At 37.2% G+C, this 18,537-nt stretch carries 18 protein-coding genes; 8 read left to right on the forward strand and 10 right to left on the reverse strand.

Annotated elements, in window-relative coordinates; all coding sequences use genetic code 11:
• Window positions 1–201: 201 nt before the first annotated feature.
• From AC27I2_RS15410 to AC27I2_RS15435, 6 genes are all read right to left on the reverse strand, one after another.
• Window positions 202–1,170, reverse strand: coding sequence for a sugar-binding transcriptional regulator (locus AC27I2_RS15410; RefSeq protein WP_487204776.1), 969 nt, complete (start codon window positions 1,168–1,170; stop codon window positions 202–204).
• A 169-nt stretch (window positions 1,171–1,339) separates the two neighbouring features.
• Window positions 1,340–2,350, reverse strand: coding sequence for an ABC transporter ATP-binding protein (locus AC27I2_RS15415; RefSeq protein ID WP_058404010.1), 1,011 nt, complete (start codon window positions 2,348–2,350; stop codon window positions 1,340–1,342).
• Window positions 2,351–2,360: 10 nt separating this feature from the next.
• Complete coding sequence (locus tag AC27I2_RS15420; RefSeq protein ID WP_138527662.1) at window positions 2,361–3,191, reverse strand: carbohydrate ABC transporter permease; 831 nt, start codon at window positions 3,189–3,191, stop codon at window positions 2,361–2,363.
• Between the two features lie 2 nt (window positions 3,192–3,193).
• Window positions 3,194–4,066, reverse strand: a complete 873-nt coding sequence (locus AC27I2_RS15425) for a carbohydrate ABC transporter permease (protein ID WP_002960879.1) — start codon at window positions 4,064–4,066, stop codon at window positions 3,194–3,196.
• 139 nt (window positions 4,067–4,205) lie between these two features.
• On the reverse strand, window positions 4,206–5,513 hold the full coding sequence (locus tag AC27I2_RS15430) for an ABC transporter substrate-binding protein (RefSeq protein WP_487204777.1): 1,308 nt from the start codon (window positions 5,511–5,513) through the stop codon (window positions 4,206–4,208).
• A gap of 93 nt (window positions 5,514–5,606) precedes the next feature.
• Window positions 5,607–6,935: a hypothetical protein gene (locus tag AC27I2_RS15435; RefSeq protein ID WP_487204778.1), complete on the reverse strand. Its 1,329-nt coding sequence runs from the start codon at window positions 6,933–6,935 to the stop codon at window positions 5,607–5,609.
• 665 nt (window positions 6,936–7,600) lie between these two features.
• Here AC27I2_RS15435 and AC27I2_RS15440 point away from each other — a divergent pair.
• From AC27I2_RS15440 to AC27I2_RS15460, 5 genes are read left to right on the forward strand one after another with little or no spacing between them, the layout of a single operon-like run.
• Window positions 7,601–7,984, forward strand: coding sequence for a response regulator (locus tag AC27I2_RS15440; RefSeq protein ID WP_138527668.1), 384 nt, complete (start codon window positions 7,601–7,603; stop codon window positions 7,982–7,984).
• Between the two features lie 12 nt (window positions 7,985–7,996).
• Entirely contained in the window at window positions 7,997–8,902 is a 906-nt protein-coding gene (locus AC27I2_RS15445) for an AAA family ATPase (RefSeq protein WP_138527670.1), read from the forward strand.
• A gap of 5 nt (window positions 8,903–8,907) precedes the next feature.
• Window positions 8,908–9,900: a DUF58 domain-containing protein gene (locus tag AC27I2_RS15450; RefSeq protein WP_138527672.1), complete on the forward strand. Its 993-nt coding sequence runs from the start codon at window positions 8,908–8,910 to the stop codon at window positions 9,898–9,900.
• Window positions 9,893–11,869 (forward strand): transglutaminase TgpA family protein, encoded by a 1,977-nt coding sequence (locus AC27I2_RS15455; protein WP_138527674.1) that lies wholly within the window; start codon window positions 9,893–9,895, stop codon window positions 11,867–11,869. The genes AC27I2_RS15450 and AC27I2_RS15455 overlap by 8 nt, the downstream gene beginning before the upstream one ends.
• Before the next feature lie 8 nt (window positions 11,870–11,877).
• On the forward strand, window positions 11,878–13,200 hold the full coding sequence (locus AC27I2_RS15460; protein WP_487204779.1) for a Na+/H+ antiporter family protein: 1,323 nt from the start codon (window positions 11,878–11,880) through the stop codon (window positions 13,198–13,200).
• A 176-nt stretch (window positions 13,201–13,376) separates the two neighbouring features.
• Here the strand turns inward: AC27I2_RS15460 and AC27I2_RS15465 are convergent, their stop codons facing one another.
• The 3 genes from AC27I2_RS15465 to AC27I2_RS15475 are packed head-to-tail and all read right to left on the reverse strand — an operon-like array spanning window position 13,377 to window position 15,482.
• Window positions 13,377–13,808 (reverse strand): acyl-CoA thioesterase, encoded by a 432-nt coding sequence (locus tag AC27I2_RS15465; protein ID WP_058404001.1) that lies wholly within the window; start codon window positions 13,806–13,808, stop codon window positions 13,377–13,379.
• 5 nt (window positions 13,809–13,813) lie between these two features.
• On the reverse strand, window positions 13,814–14,632 hold the full coding sequence (locus tag AC27I2_RS15470) for a M23 family metallopeptidase (protein ID WP_138527678.1): 819 nt from the start codon (window positions 14,630–14,632) through the stop codon (window positions 13,814–13,816).
• Window positions 14,625–15,482, reverse strand: a complete 858-nt coding sequence (locus AC27I2_RS15475) for a 6-carboxytetrahydropterin synthase (RefSeq protein WP_138527680.1) — start codon at window positions 15,480–15,482, stop codon at window positions 14,625–14,627. Before AC27I2_RS15475 ends, AC27I2_RS15470 begins: the two co-directional genes overlap by 8 nt.
• 203 nt (window positions 15,483–15,685) lie before the next feature.
• Here AC27I2_RS15475 and fabA point away from each other — a divergent pair, with 203 nt between their 5' ends.
• On the forward strand, window positions 15,686–16,201 hold the full coding sequence (fabA, locus tag AC27I2_RS15480; protein ID WP_058403998.1) for a bifunctional 3-hydroxydecanoyl-ACP dehydratase/trans-2-decenoyl-ACP isomerase: 516 nt from the start codon (window positions 15,686–15,688) through the stop codon (window positions 16,199–16,201).
• An 86-nt stretch (window positions 16,202–16,287) separates the two neighbouring features.
• Here the strand turns inward: fabA and rmf are convergent, their stop codons facing one another.
• A complete protein-coding gene (rmf, locus tag AC27I2_RS15485) occupies window positions 16,288–16,458 on the reverse strand; it encodes a ribosome modulation factor (RefSeq protein ID WP_004586522.1) in 171 nt (56 codons plus the stop codon).
• Between the two features lie 399 nt (window positions 16,459–16,857).
• Between rmf and acuR the strand changes: the two genes are divergently transcribed.
• Window positions 16,858–17,490 (forward strand): acrylate utilization transcriptional regulator AcuR, encoded by a 633-nt coding sequence (gene acuR, locus AC27I2_RS15490; protein WP_058403997.1) that lies wholly within the window; start codon window positions 16,858–16,860, stop codon window positions 17,488–17,490.
• 49 nt (window positions 17,491–17,539) lie between these two features.
• Window positions 17,540–18,532, forward strand: coding sequence for an acrylyl-CoA reductase (NADPH) (gene acuI / locus AC27I2_RS15495; protein WP_487204780.1), 993 nt, complete (start codon window positions 17,540–17,542; stop codon window positions 18,530–18,532).
• Window positions 18,533–18,537: the final 5 nt, after the last annotated feature.

The raw sequence follows: 18,537 nt of genomic DNA on the forward strand, positions 1-18,537 counted from the left end.
TACGTTAAATAGGTAAGTACTTTACCTTACTAACTAAGTAAATTAACCTATTTAACATAATATAAATTATAGGTAGTAATGTATTAAATAGCAAGAGCGCATAATTGCACTCTTACTATGTCCAATACTAGACGGTATCGGACATTACATGGTTTTATTTAACTTAAATTTTTTTAAATAAATAGCCTATGTATTAATTGTTTAATCAATACTAAGTAAGCGTTCTGCTGTGTATTCGTTCGTTATTAAACCACTAATCATATTAGATCTCACTGCACCTAATATTGCCAACACTTTTTCTTCACCTGCAGCTATAGCATAAATTTGTTTGTTTTCATTAGTTACTAATGGCGTGCTGGCAACGCGTTGGTTTACAGTGCAATCTAATAATTGACCATTTTTATCGTAAACCCAACTTATCATTTCCCCAACGGCACCTAAGCCTTGCAGTTCTTTTAATTCTTCTGCGTCAACAAACCCATCTATATGTAATGGTGACTTTTCACCTAAGCTACCAATGCCAACAAAGGTTACGTCTGCATTTTTAGCGAGTTTTAAATTGGCTGTTATATTATGTTGTGCATGGAGTTGGTTTTTTTCTTCAATACTACGCGGTAAAACTGGTAGTGGCATCGGATAATGTTTTGCATTAGTGTGTTCGGCCATTCTTACCACAACATCATAAGGCGAAGCTGAACCATCTAACGCCATGTTACCTAACATAGCAACTATTTTATGTTGTGGGCAATCAAGTGTTGGTAGTTCATCAACAACAGCTCGCAAAACTCTGCCGGTTCCCATCGCTAATACTTTAGGTGATTCTGATTTCAAATGGCGTTGTATTTCTGCTGCGCCAGCTTGTGCCAAGCCGACTGTCGACGAAGGCTCTGAAGGCTCTGAAGGATCGCTTGGTACAACTTCACACGAAACTAAACCAAATCGACTTTTTAATTTTTGCGCTAAATCCATGCATTTGGCAATGGGATGATCAAGTCTTACTTTTATTAATCCTTGGCTAACTGATAAAGCCACCATTCGTTGTGCTGATTGACGCGATACATTAAGCTTTTTTGCTATTTCATCTTGGGTTTTTCCCGCAACGTAATACAACCACCCTGCTCTTGCTGCATCATCGAGCTTTCTAATTTCTGTGTTCGATAACTTTGCCACTTAAACCTCTTTTATTTAAGGAATAACATTTATTTATATAATTTAAAGGCTTAAACCTACAACTTTAATATAAATATATCATTTATTTATATAATGCCGAAGTCAATAATATGAAATAACGGATGCCTTATACTATATTCATAGTACAAGGCATTGGTAAGCCTACAATTTAGTTGTTAACTTTAATAGTATTCCCATTAGTATCAAACGTGTGCACTTTATTTTTTTGTGCAGTTAAAAATACCGAATCGCCGTATTCTAGCGGACAATCACCATCGGCTTTAACTGTTACAGTGGTGCCATTTGTCAGTGTTACGTGTAAAAAACTTTCTGATCCTAAGTGCTCAATTACTCCAACTTTACCTGCCCATGTGCCTGCATCTTGTGAAATTATAAAGTGCTCTGGTCGAACACCTAAGCTTGTTGTTTCGTTAGTCTCGGTATTTGGAACCTCAATAAAATTCATTTTTGGTGAACCAATAAAACCTGCAACAAATTTATTTACTGGGTGTTGATAAAGCTCTAATGGAGTGCCGACTTGCTCAATAATGCCACCATTAAATACAGCAATTCTGTCGGCCATTGTCATCGCTTCAACTTGATCATGTGTTACATAAATCATTGTAGTAGCTAAGCTTTTATGTAGCTCAGATATTTCTAAGCGCATATTTACACGCAATGAAGCGTCAAGATTTGATAGTGGTTCATCAAATAAAAATGCCGATGGTTGTCTAACTATTGCACGCCCTATTGCTACACGTTGACGCTGTCCCCCCGATAACTGGCCCGGTTTACGGTCTAAATAATCTGTTAAATTAAGAATTTTAGCGGCATTTGCAATTTTAGACTCTATTTCAGCTGGACTAACTTTTGCACGTTTTAGTGGAAAAGCAATGTTATTACGCACGCTCATATGCGGGTATAACGCATAAGATTGAAATACCATCGCCAAGCCTCTTTTGGCTGGCGGTGTATGTGTTGCATCTTGCCCGTCTATCTCTATATTGCCGCTTGTAGTGTCTTCAAGCCCAGCAATCATGCGTAGTAATGTTGATTTACCACAACCAGATGGCCCAACAAATACAATAAATTCACCATCTTTAATTTCTAAATCTAACGGTTTAATAACGTTTACGTCATCAAAGTTTTTAGTTACTTGTTTTAGTGTGATGCTGCCCATGTGTGTTCTCCTACTTTACTGCGCCGAAGCTTAAGCCACGTACTAATTGTTTTTGACTAAACCAACCAAGAATTAAAATTGGCACAATGGCCATAGCAGATGCTGCCGATAATTTGGCGTAAAATAACCCTTCTGGGCTTGAATAACTGGCAATAAATGCGGTTAAAGGTGAAGCATTTGCTGCTGTTAAAATCAGGGTCCAAAATGCTTCGTTCCACGATAAAATAACGTTTAATAATAGTGTTGAGGCAATCCCAGGCAAGGCTATAGGTAATAGCACGTGGAATATTTCTTCGCCAATAGTTGCACCATCCATGCGTGATGCTTCTAAAATTTCACCGGGTATTTCTCTAAAATAGGTATAAAGCATCCACACCATAATGGGTAAATTTATTAGGGTCATCACAATAACTAAACCTAATTTTGTATCGAGCAAACCAAAGTCTCTGAATAAAAGGTAAATAGGTATTAACACCCCTACCGGCGGAAGCATTTTGGTAGAAAGCATCCACATTAAAAGGTTTTTCGTTTTTTTACTTTGTACAAAAGCCATAGACCATGCTGCTGGCACAGCAATTAATAAACCGACTAAACTTGACCCTAATGAAATCACAACCGAGTTCCAAAAATGAGTAAAGTATGGTGATCTCGACAGAACATCTGAGTAGTTTACAAGCGTCCACTCGAATGCAAATAGAGTGGGTGTGGCTGAAATAGCTTCAGATTCTGTTTTAAAACTAGTGATTAACGTCCATAAAATTGGGAAGAAAATCATTGAGCTAACAGTCCATGCAGCTATGGTATAAATAAGTGTTGAACGTGTGTTATTTTTAATACTCATTCTTACCCCTCCAAGTTTTTGCCAATTAAGCGCATTAAAAATATGGCGACTATATTTGCAATGATCACGGCAACAATGCCACCTGCCGAACCACCGCCTACATCAAACTGCAGTAATGATTGGGTATAAATTAAATAGGTAATGTTTGTCGATGAGTAACCTGGGCCACCGCTTGTTGTAACCAATATTTCAGCAAATATAGAAAGTAAAAATATAGTTTCTATTAATATAACCGCTGTAACAGCGCGTGATAAATGCGGTAAAACAATATAGAAAAATTTGCTAAAAGGACCTGCGCCATCTAAATCTGCGGCTTCTAATTGTTCGCGGTCAAGTGATTGAATCGCCGTAAGCAAAATAAGCGCAGCAAAAGGTAACCACTGCCAAGACACAATGATAATGATTGAGAACAGCGGCATTTGGGCAAAAAAGTCTATTGGCTCAAACCCTAACCAAATAGCAAAGTGAGCAAATAAACCATTTACAGGGTTCATAAGCATATTTTTCCAGACTAATGCAGATACCGTAGGCATTACAAAAAATGGCGCAAGTACCATAATGCGAACATAATTACGGCCCCATATTGCTTGATCTAATAAAATAGCCAAACCTATGCCACCGCAAATGGTAATTAACAGAACGCCGGTTACTAAATACAGCGTGTTAAAGAAAGATTCAAAAAATGCCGGGTCGGTAAGAAAAAACTCATAGTTTAAAAATCCTACAAATTCTTTATCACCCGGAACTAATAAATTGTAATCAATGAATGAAAAATACAATGTCATACACAGCGGAACAATCATCCAAGCGAGTAACAATATTACGCTAGGAAGAAGCATGAACCGAGCAAGCGTACGCGAGTTAGTTGTTGCCATAACGGTGACCTTTAAAAAGCCAATTCTATTTACTAACTATTAAGTGAAAATCAGAAACCCTTAATAATATATTTAAGAACATAAGTAGAATTGGCATTAAATATAGGGCAAGTTGAGAGCTTGCCCACCATATGTGATATTACTTAGGGTAGCGTGCTTTACGCATTGCTCTTTCTACTAAACGCTGAGACGAGTTTAACGCTTGTTTAACGGTCATTTGCTCAGTTAAAGCGGCTGAAAATTGTTGCCCTACTGCTGTTCCTATCCCTTGAAACTCAGGAATAGCAACAAACTGAATACCAACATAAGGAACTGGTTTTACGGTTGGGTTTTTCGGATCGGCAGTTTGAATAGAATCAAGCGTAATTTGTGCAAATGGTGCGGCTTCAATATACTGCTGATTGTTATATAGAGATTTACGTGTACCTGGCGGTACTTTTGCCCAGCCTTTTTTATCGGCTACAAGTTGTGTGTATTCTTTAGATGTTGCCCAGCTTATAAATTTCATTGCAGCATCTTGTTTTTTACTGCTTGAAGGAATAGCGAGTGTCCACGACCATAACCAATTGCCGCGTTTACCTAAGCCGTTATCTGGTGCGAGTGCAAATCCTACTTTATCCGCTACTTCAGAGTCTTTTTTATTCGTTACAAAAGCACCGGCTACGGTCGCATCAATCCAAATACCACACTTACCAGTTTGAAATAACGCTAGGTTTTCGTTAAATCCATTCGCTGATGAACCCGCTGGACCCGATTCATTCATAACATCAACATAGTATTGCAGTGTTGCTTCCCACTCTGGAGTATTAAATTGAGGCTTCCAGTTTTCATCAAACCAACGTGCACCAAAAGAGTTTGCCATTGAAGTAATAAGAGCTATGTTTTCACCCCATCCTGCTTTACCTCTTAAACACAATCCATAAACACCGTCTTCTTTGTTTGTCATGGCTTTAGCCGCTTTGCGGATAAAATCCCAAGACGGTGCTTTCGGCATTGTTAAACCGGCTTTTTCCATCAAATCAGTGCGATACATTACCATTGAGCTTTCACCATAAAAAGGAGCAGCGTATAACTTATCGTTTACGGTAAGCCCACTTCGAATAGCGGGTATTAAATCATCTAAATCGTAATTTTTACCTAGGTTATCTAACTCTGTTAACCAGCTTTGTTTGCCCCAAATTGGTACTTCATAAGTACCGATGGTCATAACATCGTACTGACCCCCTTTTGTAGCAACGTCGGTTGTTACTCGCTGGCGAAGTATATTTTCTTCAAGTGTTACCCACTTTAAGTCGATATAAGGGTGTTGGCTTGTGAACTCGTTACTAAGTTCTTTCATGGTGATCATGTCACCATTATTCACAGTAGCTATTGTAATAGTTTCTTTAGCGTACGCGTTGCTCATTGCCATGATGCCGCAGGCAAGCATTAATAATTTGTTTTTCATCGTAAATACCTTATTTGTCACGTTAAATAGTGTGCTTGTACCTAATTAACAGATTAAACTAGTTGAATTAAATACAAAGCCACTGAATAAAAGTTAAAACTTAACTGAAATCTCAGATGTGAAACCGTCAAAACCTGCGCCTATTTGGCCTGCAGAATTAACACCCTCTTCTTGATTTACATATTCAACTTTTAATAACGTCTTATCGTTAAACCAGTACCCTGCAGCAACTTGAATACGCTCTACTGTATTGTCTGTTTGCTCAATTAAATCAGATGTATTTTCTGCATCCGAATAACGAGCCGCTACATATAACTGTTTAGGGATAAGGTATTGTTGTGCTTCAAACACAAAATATTCTACTGATGTATCACCTTTTATCACACTGTTTGAATCGTACGTTGTGCCATTAGCGTCGGCTACGCCATCGGTACCAAAGTAAGTGATACCTGCTACTGCATTACCCGCTGCATCTGCAAATGTGTAATCATCTGATGATTTACCAACCATAAACACTAGGCTTGTTTCATCAGATGGTTGGTATGCTAGATTTAGCTGTATTATTGACTGCTCAAGTCCAGGCATTGCGCCTACATGCGTGTCACGCTCATTTGATGGTGAGGCAGAAAAGTTATAGTTTTCACCATCGCCAAAACGATAGTTTGTTGTAGTTACTCCATCTAAACTAGCTACGCCATTTTCAAAATTCAATTGGTCGCCTTGATTGGCTTTGAAAAAATTTAAACCAGCTTTGAAGCCACCTTCAAATTCCAAAGTACCTTGAAGACGATAATTATAACCACGGTCTTGCTGAAACGCTTCGCCAAAACTAGAAGTTGTTATATGACCCGCAACATTATATGAACGAAGCATACCGCTATCGTATGTTTTAGTGTAACTAAGCTGCGCGCCGTTCTCCGCAGTTGCGTAGTCGGTTATGCCATTACCAATGAGTGCATTACCTTGGTTATCTGCACCATCTTGAAAGCCTTTAAACTGAAATGGCGCTGCACCAATATTGCCTAATCTAAGCGTTAGATTTTCATCATCTTTTGGTGTGCCATATAAGCCAAGTAAGTCAAACTCTACACCAGCAAAGTCATTATGAAATGAAAAGTCTCGATCGCCGCCACCAAAATCATTTGGTTCTTCAGCTATATCTATATCTGCCGTGATAAATTCATTAATGTGAAATTTAAGCTGTAAATTTGCTCTTATACGCCCAAAACCAGACTCTTGTACTTCATCATCTGGACGAAATGCACCGTCTTTAGCTTGAATAGACTGAAAGTTTTGCATTAATAGAAAATCAACATCAATGCGGTCTAAATAGTCAGACATGTCAGCGTGTGCGGGCATAGATGAAGCCATAGCGGCAGTTAAAAGTGAAATTGCGAATTTTGTATTTTTGTTTTTTAACATAATAAGCTCTTCGTTTTGTGTAGTGTTTAGTGTGAGTGTGTAGAAAAGTTATGCGAGCATTAAGTTGAATTACTGTAACAAATTTCATTAATGGGCATAAGCTCAACTGGTGGGCATAATCACAGAATGAATTTGATAGGTCAACGGTTTTTTATTACAAAACATTTACAAATTTAAAATTGTTAATTAAATGTATTTATATCAATAGTTTGTGTAATAAAATTAATAAGTGAAAAAAGTATGATTAAACATGTTATTAAATTTAATGACGATAAAGGTAGGAATATAGTATTGATTTTATACGGGTTGTTAATGCTTTTTATATGCAGGGCCTAGGGTCTGTTGTTTTTTGCGGATTAAAAATCGTTCAAACTGGGGCTGTTTAATGGTGGCGCGAGCTTTGTAACCAAGTGGGCTCGATAACTACTTCTGTGTTATGGTCAATTTATGGGTAATCCCCACACTTTTTAGACTCTAACTTGCCTGAATACCAAATAGACTGATGAGATTAAATCTTGAAAGATCAACAGACCCTCATTATTAAACACATATAGTTTGATTAAAGTAGTGTTATAGAGTGATTTTTTGTGCAACATTCTTGAGGTTATGTAAGCCTTAGCTTAATATTAAAATACTTGAGAAGTATTAAAAGAAGTAACTTACATATGGAATTTGTTCGCCCACTAGAGCCTATCCTCATCATTGACGATGTAAAAGAAATTCGAGATTATCTAAATCAAATTTTAACCGAACTGGGTTATGAAGACATTTTAGAAAGCACTGATTTTAGCTCTGCAAAACCGGTTATCGATAAAAAATCCCCTAATGTTATATTTTTAGATGTGGATTTACCCGACTCTGATGGGACTGATATTTTAGAATTTATTAATATAACCTACCCTCACGCTCATGTAGTTATGTGCTCTGGACATAACAGTTTGGAAAATGTACAGAATACATGGGAGCTAGGGGCTAAAGGATTTATAGCAAAACCTTTTAATGCCAAAAAAGTAGACACAGTAATGAAACGTCTCGAACTCATAAAATAATAAAAGGTTAGCATGCAAAGCACCGTTACCGCGATCATAGACGACTTATCAAATGTTATTTTTGGAAAACAAAAGCAGATAAAATTAGCGCTTACTTGCCTGTTTAGTCAAGGCCACTTATTAATTGAAGATTTACCCGGTATGGGCAAAACAACATTGTCGCATGGGTTAGCTACTGTACTTGGCTTATCTTACCAACGTATTCAATTTACCAGCGACCTGTTACCTGCAGATATACTTGGAACAAATGTTTTTAATAGTAATGAACATAGTTTTACTTTTCATAAAGGCCCTATTTTTAGCCAAGTTGTATTAGCTGATGAAATAAATCGTGCCGGTCCTAAAACACAAAGTGCTTTACTCGAAGCGATGGAAGAACAACAAGTCACGGTTGATGGTAAAAAGTATAACCTCCCCGATCCATTTTTTGTTATTGCTACCCAAAATCCACTTTATCAGTCAGGTACATACCCGCTACCAGAATCACAATTAGATCGTTTTATGATGCGTATTAGCTTGGGCTTTCCAACAAAAGATGCAGAAAAACGTTTAATTTTAAATTTACAAAAACGTGACTATAGCCAATTACCTAAGCGAATTGATGAGCAACAATTAAAACAAATTCAAACACAAATTAACGGTGTAACACTGAGTATACCGATTGTTGATTACATTATTGAATTGGTAAACTTTACGAGAAACAGTCATTCATTTGCAGCTTCATTATCACCTCGTGCAAGTATTGCATTAGCCAAAGCCGCTAAATCATGGGCATATATAGATGGCCGCGACTTTGTAATTCCTGAAGATGTGCAGGCGGTGTTTTCAAGTGTTTGCCTACACCGTTTGGGATTGCATAGCGACTCGGGCGAAGCTCAAGTAAGAGAGCTGTTACAAGCAGTGCCGGTTCCGGTATAGCCTTTATGCCAGCTAAAAAAGCAAAACGAGTTAGTTTATTTACATCTTTTAAACGGATAATTTTTGAAAAGTTTCTAAAAAACAAACACCTTAAAAATTCTATTACGCTTGAACACAATACAATTTATGTACTGCCGTCTTCCTTAGGGTGGTATTTTGTTATTGTTGCTATTTTAAATTTTGTAATGGGTATTAACTATCAAAATAATTTAATTTTGGTAATGTCTTATTTAATGTTTGTAGTCATTGTACTGGCTGTTTTTATGGGGTACAGCAACGCAAAAGGGTTAACAGTTACTTTTGATAAAGTATTGCCGAGCTTTTCTCCGCAAAAGCCAATTTTAAAATTGAGTTTACAAAGTAACTCTATATGTCAGTCGGTTTCTATTACCTACAACAATGACCTAAAAGCACATACTCATTACGACACAATTTCAAATAAGTCGATTAGTAGTAGTTTGCCACTTCCTTATGAAAACCGAGGCAGTTATGAACTCCAACGAATAAAAATAGCCAGTAATTATCCTTTTGGTTTGGTATCTGTGTGGAGCTACTTACAAATACAAACTAAAACCTATGTTTACCCAGCCCACGAATATGTGCTTAGTGATGCGCATATTTCTTCGCAAGACGAATACGCACAAAATGGAATGGCAAAAAAGCCTGGTACAGAAGAATTCGAAAACCTATTAATTCATCAGCCTGAAATGGGCTTAAACAGAATATCTTGGAAGCACTATGCCAAAACCAAACAATTATTAGTAAAAGACTTTGTTGATTTTAAAACAACGAATGCATTATTTGATTTTAATCTAATGACTGGCGCCACTGAGCAACGTTTAAGTCAGCTATGTTATTTAGTGTGTGAAGCCACTGAACACAACACCCCTTTCATGTTAAAATTGCCAAACACATTAATTAACATCAACACTGGGCAAGCACATAAGCAACAATGTTTAGAAAGCTTAAGTTCTTTTGCTGGTGATAATAATGATTGAACTTAAAAACGAAAAAGTAATTAATTTATCGTTATGTTTTATTTACGCCTGCTTAGTTATATTTTTTACATCCCACTTGCCGCTTCCATTTATTAGTGTGTTGGCTGGGTTATGCCTTTGGAATGCATTTATAACAGGAAAAAACATAGCAAAGCCTAATGCATGGCTGGCAAATATACTTGCCGCAGGCGCATTGGGCTTAATGGTATTTACAATCGGAATGTCCGATACTGTAATACTGTTTGTTGCTATGCTTTTGTTATCAAGTTTATTTAAATTACTACAAGCAAAAAACAAAAAGCACTATCATGTTATAACCACACTGACGTTTTTCTCTTTGTCTTCTGTTTATTTATTTAGCCAAACAATAGTAACTACGTTAACGGTAAGTGGCTTATATATATTAAACTTTGCTGTTCTTGGACTACTTGAGTCTAAACATAATCTAAAAATAAGCGCTAAACAAAGCTCAAAATTGTTATTAATGGCATTACCGCTGGCCATATTTCTACTTTTGTTTTTACCAAAAATGCCTGCTTTTTGGCAGTTGCCCGGCCCAAAACTAGCTAAAACTGGACTTTCTGAACAAGTCGACCCTTTTGATATTGCTAAATTATCTAACTCAGATGAACTTGTTTTTAGAGCAACGTTTAGTAAACAACCTCCTCTAACGCCTTACTATTGGCGTGCAATTATTCATGATGAATTTAATGGTAATGCATGGCTTACGTCTGACTTTTTAAAATATAATAATCAACAATCAAATCAAAATTTAGCAACCGAGCAAAACACGCTTATTGCCAACTACTCAGTCATTGCAGAGCCTGCAACACAAAAGTGGCTTTATGGATTAACCTACTCAACTAGTAACAGTAAAAATGTAGACGCTAATGCGCTTGGTTTGCTCAGAAAACAAAGTTATCAAGCCAAAAGCCTGCAATACAATGTAGCAAGCTATCAATTTTCAGTGAATCCCCTCAATGAGTTTGAGCAAAACAGGTACACTTATTTAGGCTTTAAGCAAAATATTAAAACTAATAAACTTGCCATGCAGTTAAAAGAGCAAGTAAGTAATGAACAAACATTTTATAACGCGTTACTTAATTACTTCGTAGAGCAAAATTTCACCTATACGTTAACCCCTACCCCAATGTCGGGCAATAACACTCTTGATCAATTTTTATTTGAAAATAAACGTGGCTTTTGCGGTCATTATGCCAGTGCTGCTGCGTATATATTTAGATCTGCAGGTATTCCTGCTCGTGTAGTGAGTGGTTATTTAGGTGGTGAATATAATAACGACAACAATACGCTCACTGTTCGCCAATACGACGCCCATGCTTGGGTAGAAGTTTATTTACAAAATAAAGGCTGGACTATTTTTGATGCCACGGCGGTTGTTGCTCCAGAGCGATTAAATGGATCGCTTTCTCAAAACCAAGAGTTAAACGAAGAGTTTAAAAATAATTTAGACTTTGGCTTAGTCAGCTTAAGTAACTTTGCCGCAATAAACTGGTTAAGGCTGGAACTCGAGCAATTAGATTATCAATGGTCAAGCTGGGTACTTGGTTTTGATCAAGAAAAACAAAATGATTTTTTAAAGTCGCTATTCGGTAATAAAACAAGTTGGTTGGTTCCGTTGTTTGTATTAATAACCGCAGCACTCTGTTTTGCTGTTTATTTTATTTACTTAAACTGGCCAAAAACAAAAACGGCTAAACTGCCACCCATTGTTAAAGCGTATAACGAGATTTTGCATTGGGGAAATAAAAAAAATATTACATCGACCGACTCTCTCAGTCCATCACAACAACTTGAGTTTATGGCAAAGAAAAAGCCAAGCGCCTCTAAAGAGCTAATAGAATTTAAACATTTGTTTGAAAACAGTCGCTATGCTAACAAACCATTTACCAAAGAGCGCAAAACCCAAGCTAAAGATCTGATAAAATTAATTAAAAGTTCAAAATAGAGAAAACTATGAATGCTGTTGTTGTTGGCGTTATTTTAATGCTTGCGCTTACCTTAGTTCGTGTCAATGTGATTGTGGCAATGACTTTATCCGCTATAGTGGCAGGATTAACTGCTGGCTTAGGAATAAAACAAAGTTTAGATGCGTTTAATTCAGGTTTATCCGCAGGCGCAGAAATTGCACTGAGCTATGCCATGTTAGGCGCGTTTGCAGTGGCAATATCAAAGTCTGGACTAACTCGCATATTGGCTGAAAAACTCTTAGCCAAGGTTGATGCCAAGAGTGAAGGAAGCCAAACATTATTGAGTTATTTTATTTTGATGATTATTTTAGCCTGCGCTATCTCTTCACAAAACTTAGTGCCTGTTCACATAGCATTTATCCCTATTTTAATTCCGCCTTTATTAGTTGTATTTAATAAATTAAAACTGGATAGACGCGCTATTGCATGCATTTTAACATTTGGTTTAGCAACGTCTTACATGGTGTTGCCATATGGCTTTGGTGGGATATATTTATACTCGATTTTACATAAAAACCTTATAGATAATGGACTTGAAATTGTAAATACCAGTGTACCCATCGCAATGCTTATTCCCGCGTTAGGTATGTTTATTGGCCTACTGATTGCTGTGTTTGTCACGTATAAAAAGAAACGACATTATACAGCGAGCACGATGAATAATCAGAGCAAAGCTGAGCCTATCAAAAATCCTAAAAAAGTAATGGTGGTTGGATTATTCGCTGTGCTCACTTCATTAATTGCACAAAATATTAGTGGTTCAATGATACTTGGCGGCTTGGTAGGTGTCATGATATTTAGCCTATTTGGTATTGTTAAATGGGAAGAAAATGGCGACGTATTTAGCAAAGGCGTTGCCATGATGGCCATGATTGGTTTTATTATGATATCGGCCCAAGGCTTTGCATCGGTTATGCAAGCGACGGGTGATGTACAAAGCTTAGTTAACAGCGGCGCAAATTTATTTGATGGAAATAAACCCATTGCCGCGGCGGTAATTTTATTAGTAGGTTTGCTAATCACAATGGGAATCGGTAGTTCTTTTTCAACGGTACCAATTATTGCAACTTTATTTGTTCCCTTGTGTTTAGAACTTGGCTTTTCAGTGATGGCAACTGCTGCACTTGTAGGGACTGCTGGCGCTTTAGGCGATGCAGGCTCCCCTGCTTCTGACTCAACACTTGGACCCACCTCTGGTTTAAACGCTGATGGTCTGCATGATCATATTTGGGATTCGGTTGTGCCAACCTTTTTACACTTTAATATTCCATTATTAATATTCGGCTGGATTGCAGCAATGGTACTTTAATCATTATAAATCATTCATATAGGGTTTATTTCTTAATAAGCCCTCTTACCTGGTTATTAGTTACTTTATCAATATAGCTAATGCAAAGATAACTTTAAAACAAAATTTAGTATGATGTGTTCTTTGTGTGTAAAATAATAAGCACCTTAATAGATGCTTATCTTTATTTATAGCTTTTACTTAAACCCGTTAATCATTTTATCGCATACTACGGGGGTTGGCCTATGATTATCATCTACAGCAACAAACGTAAAACTACCACTTATTGCTGAGTGTTTATCATCTTTATGCATTGTTTCTAACAGTATATCTACGTCTACTTTTAAACTCGTATTACCAACATGCACTACTTTAGCTATTAGTTCAGCAAATGTACCTGCAGGAATGGCTTCTTTAAAGTCTACCCTATCAGACGAAATAGTAACCAAAGGCTTGCGGCAAAAACGAGTAGCAGCAATAAATGCAACTTCGTCCATCCATGCCAATGCATCACCACCAAACAATGTATTGTGGTGATTAGTGCGCCCTGGAAACACTGTTTTTGTAACTGATGTAGTTGAATCTTTTATACGCTGAGCAATAATTGCATCGCGATTTACGTCTGTCATAGTCTCTACTTTTTGTTTGCTAACGTATCTTGCATTAATAAACCCGGATCTAAGCGTTCACCCTTCCAGTTAAAACGCCAGTCTAAATGCGGGCCAGTTACACGGCCGGTTGCACCAATTTCAGCAACTTTATTACCTTGTTTAACTTTATCACCTACGTTTACATCTAGCTTACTTAAATGAATGTAAGTAGAGGTAATTCCATGGCCATGATCTAAAATAAGCGTACCGCCTGAATAATATAAATCAGGTTCTGCAAATACAACGGTGCCACCAATGGGTGCATACACCGGAGAACCTGTTTTGTTTGCTATATCTAAGCCAAAATGAGGGCGACGTGGTTCACCATTAAAGTATCGCTGGCTACCATAAACACCAGATATTCTACCTTGCGCTGGTTTTAATACAGGGTCTAAAAAGAAGGTAAGATCTGAATTCACAGCACGCGCTTTTCTCACAGCAACCGCTTCTCTGCTTATACGCTCACTTACAGATTTAGGCGGAGAAACATACTTTTTTGCAACGCCCGTAATTTTGTCAATGTTGTAATCACGTTTAGTAATCACTAATTCCTGAGTATGTTTTTTTCCATTTGCATCAACCCAGCTAAGTGTATGATTTGCTTTTGCGTCGCGACCAAAACCAAATACAAAGTCACCATTTTCTGACAGCTTTAACTGTGTATCGTTTAAACTAACAGACTGTACATCACTCAGCTTCCCGGTCACTAAACCGCCTTGAGTAAGGTGCCCTTTTAGTTCAACAGCAAACGAATTTACACTCACTAAAGCGACAACCAACGTAGATAAAAGTGACTTAAGCATAACTGATTGCTCCTTTGCCAACCCCTTCATACGCTGTTATTTTTACATTTTGTTCAGGGTATTTGGCTTTAACTTGCCCAGCAATATAATCAGCAATACATTCAACGGTTGTATCAATAGGTAAAATATCACAGCGTGCTTCACTAATTGCCATTTCAAAATAACCTTGAGCTGATGTGTAAGCAAAACAAACATCATCGGCTTTTGCAGTAATATATTTTAAACTTTCCGATGTTATTTGGTCTTCACTTGTTGCTAGGTATATGTCTTCCCACTGCATAGCCCATTCTTTTTGTAAACGAGGCATAGAAATACCATCTAGGCTAATACCTATTTGAGAGCGATGACCATGAATTATCCGTTGGCAGTTACCATCGTGCTTTTTAAGACCATGGCTATAATGGTAATAAAAGCTTTGGCTATGTTCTGGTTTTAGTACCAACTCTATTTTTTCAATATTTGAAGGCAGTTTAGGCAAAATAGTATCAACTAAAAATGCAGTTACCGACTCTACATTAATTTCATTAGCATCAATCATGCAATAGGCTTGATGTGGTGCACTCATTGCTAAATGGTGGTTTTCACCGAAGGTACAATCAAGTGTTTTATACTCATCAAATTCTGTCACTGAACCATTTATGCTATTAGGAATAGCTAAACGGTGATCAATACATTCATCAATAATACCTTTAATTTGTTTTTTAACTAATCCAAAGTCCAACACCATCGACTCATCATTAAGTTTACCGTGCAAAGTTAAATCAACAATCCAGCTTTCGCCAACGGCGCCGCGTTCGTTACATAAGTAAGAAAAATCTATCACAGTAAGTGAATTAACAAAAAGGATCATAAACTTCCTTTAGACTAGTTATAAGACAGCGGTAATTATAATGATTTTTGATTGTAATTGCGCGGTTTTATAAAGCAAAAAGCCAAGCCATTGTTTGATTGATGATTTAATACGCAATATAGTGGATATTTAACTGCTCCGAGTTGTTTAGCGTACAAGTGTACGCTAAAGTACTGGCAATTTCTAAGCGAAGATAATGAGTTATGGAACCTAAAAACAGCTATACAAAAGAAGAACTGATCTTATGTGGTCAAGGTGAAATGTTTGGTGAAGGCAATTGTCGTTTACCTAGCGATAACATGTTAATGATGGACCGCATTACCTCTATAAATGCTGATGGTGGAAGCCACGGTAAAGGCGAAATAATCGCTGAGCTTGATATTGACCCGAGCCTTTGGTTTTTTGATTGCCACTTTAAGGGTGACCCGGTGATGCCTGGATGTTTAGGCCTTGACGCGATGTGGCAGCTTGTCGGTTTTTATCTTGGCTGGTCAGGTGGTCCTGGTCTTGGCCGTGCTTTAGGTGTAGGTGAAGTTAAGTTTACAGGCCAAATACTCCCAACATCTAAAAAAGTAACGTACCGCCTTGAAATGAAACGCGTAATTAAACGTAAACTCTTTATGGGCGTTGCAGACGGTACAGTAGAAGTCGATGGTCGCGTAATATACGAAGCTAAAGATTTAAAAGTAGGGTTATTTCAAGACACCACGTCTTTTTAATCTACTTATATACAGTTTTACTTTCAGAAACTGCATACAAAAAGGCCTCCAATATGGAGGCCTTTTTGCTTTAATTTGTTTATAAATTAGGTTTTATACATATTGCGATTTTCTATCGCTTCTCGCCATCCACCTAACCACTCTGATTTTGGATCTATTTGTTGATAAGGGCATAGCTCTTTAGAACGACCTGCTAAACCTGCTTTGAAACCTTGAGAATGAGCTCTTTCTAAACGATCTCTTTTCTGTCTCTTCATCGGTATTATCCTCACCTTTTTTAATTATATATTTTGTAGCATAAGTGAAATCTACAATTAATGAATAGTTAATAAAAATGTAAAGTTCAAATAACAAAAGCAATTAAATTGTTTGACATTAACTAAGCTGCTGATGCAAAAATGAATTAACATTTAAACAATTCACCTGGTCATACCACGCTGATATGTAACCTACTCATCGATTTAAAATCATAACTAACTAAGTCGCACAATTTGTGTATTAACCTCAATTATTGACTAGTAAAAATAAGTGAAGTTCAAATATAAATGTAATTTCACAAATAGTAGGCGTTACATAATCAGACAAAGTCGTTATTATTTTTAAACAAACGAATTTAATACTTGCACATTAAAAGCCGATCGGTCTAATATAGTTTAATGAACAAAAATACAACAACCGTAAGACGTGGCCGTCCACCCAAAATAGCCAGAGATAACGCCGATACTAAAGCGTTACTTATACGCACGGGGTTAGAAACGTTAACTGAGTTTGGCTTTAGTGCTACAGGACTCGATACAATATTAAAAAAAGCCTCGGTACCTAAAGGTTCTTTTTACCATTACTTTAAAAGTAAAGAAGCTTATGGCATTGCTTTAGTCGATGCCTACGACAGTTACTTTATTGCAAAGCTAAGCCATTACCTTGAGCAACAAAATACTCCACCGCTTGAACGAATAGTCAATTTTACTCAAAGTGCCATTAAAGGCATGAGCAAGTACGACTACAAACGCGGTTGCTTAGTTGGCAATTTAAACCAAGAACTAAATCACTTAAGCGATGAATTTAAAGATCGATTAATGAAAAGCTACACCTCTTGGCAAATACAAATTGAAAAATGTTTAAACCAAGCTAAACAGCAAGGCACAATTGCTAAAACGGTTAATACACAATTAATGAGTGAGTACTTTTGGATTGGTTGGGAAGGCGCAGTAATGCGAGCAAAGCTCACTAAATCAAGCACACCGCTTACGTTGTACACTGAAATGTTTTTACGTGCATTATTAACTTAATGCACTTTTATTTACCAATTAAAAGACGATCGGTCTAAAAGGATATATTATGAATAACCCAATTAAAGCCATTGTTATTAATAAAGAAGATAATAATTATAGCGCTTCTTTATCGCAGCTTAACGAAAATGACTTACCTGAAGAGAACACCCAAATAGATGTCCTATACAGCACATTAAACTATAAAGACGGCTTAGCAATTACAGGTAAAGGGCCAGTAGTAAGAAGTTTTCCTATGGTGCCAGGTATAGATTTAGTCGGTACTGTTACAACCTCCACCAGCAATGAATTTAAAAATGGCGATAACGTTATTTTAAACGGTTTTGGTGTTGGCGAAAAACATTGGGGCGGCCTTGCACAAAAAGCAGCGCTAAATAGTGACTGGTTAATTCCTTTACCTGCTGCTATTAGCCCAAAACAAGCAATGCAAATTGGTACTGCGGGTTATACCGCTATGCTCAGCGTTATAGCACTTGAAAAGCAAGGCATTACACCAGACGCTGGTGAAATTTTAGTTACAGGGGCAAACGGCGGCGTTGGTAGCTTTGCTATATATTTACTTAATCAACTTGGTTATCAAGTCACCGCAGCCACGGGTCGAGTTGATCAAAGCGAATATTTAAAAGAACTCGGCGCAACAGAAATAATTAACAGAGATGAGCTTTCAAACCCAGGCAAACCATTACAAAAAGAGCGCTTTGCTGCCGCTATTGATTCTGTTGGCAGCCATACGCTTGCTAATATTTGCGCATCACTCAAATATGGAGGCGCTGTAACCGCATGTGGCCTTGCCCAAGGTATGGACTTACCCGCATCAGTTGCGCCATTTATATTACGTGGTGTATCGTTAATTGGTATTGATAGTGTAATGCGACCAAAAGCGGATAGAGTTGAAGCATGGAATAGATTAGCCACTTTAGTAAAAGCCGACTATTTAGATAAAATTTCAACTGAGATAAGTTTAGAAAATGTAATCGATAACGCTAACTTATTAATGGAAGGCAAAATTAGAGGCCGTGTTGTAGTTAATTGCCAACGTTAAGCTAT

The sequence above is a fragment of the Pseudoalteromonas sp. NH0006-46 genome (genome assembly GCF_057547735.1).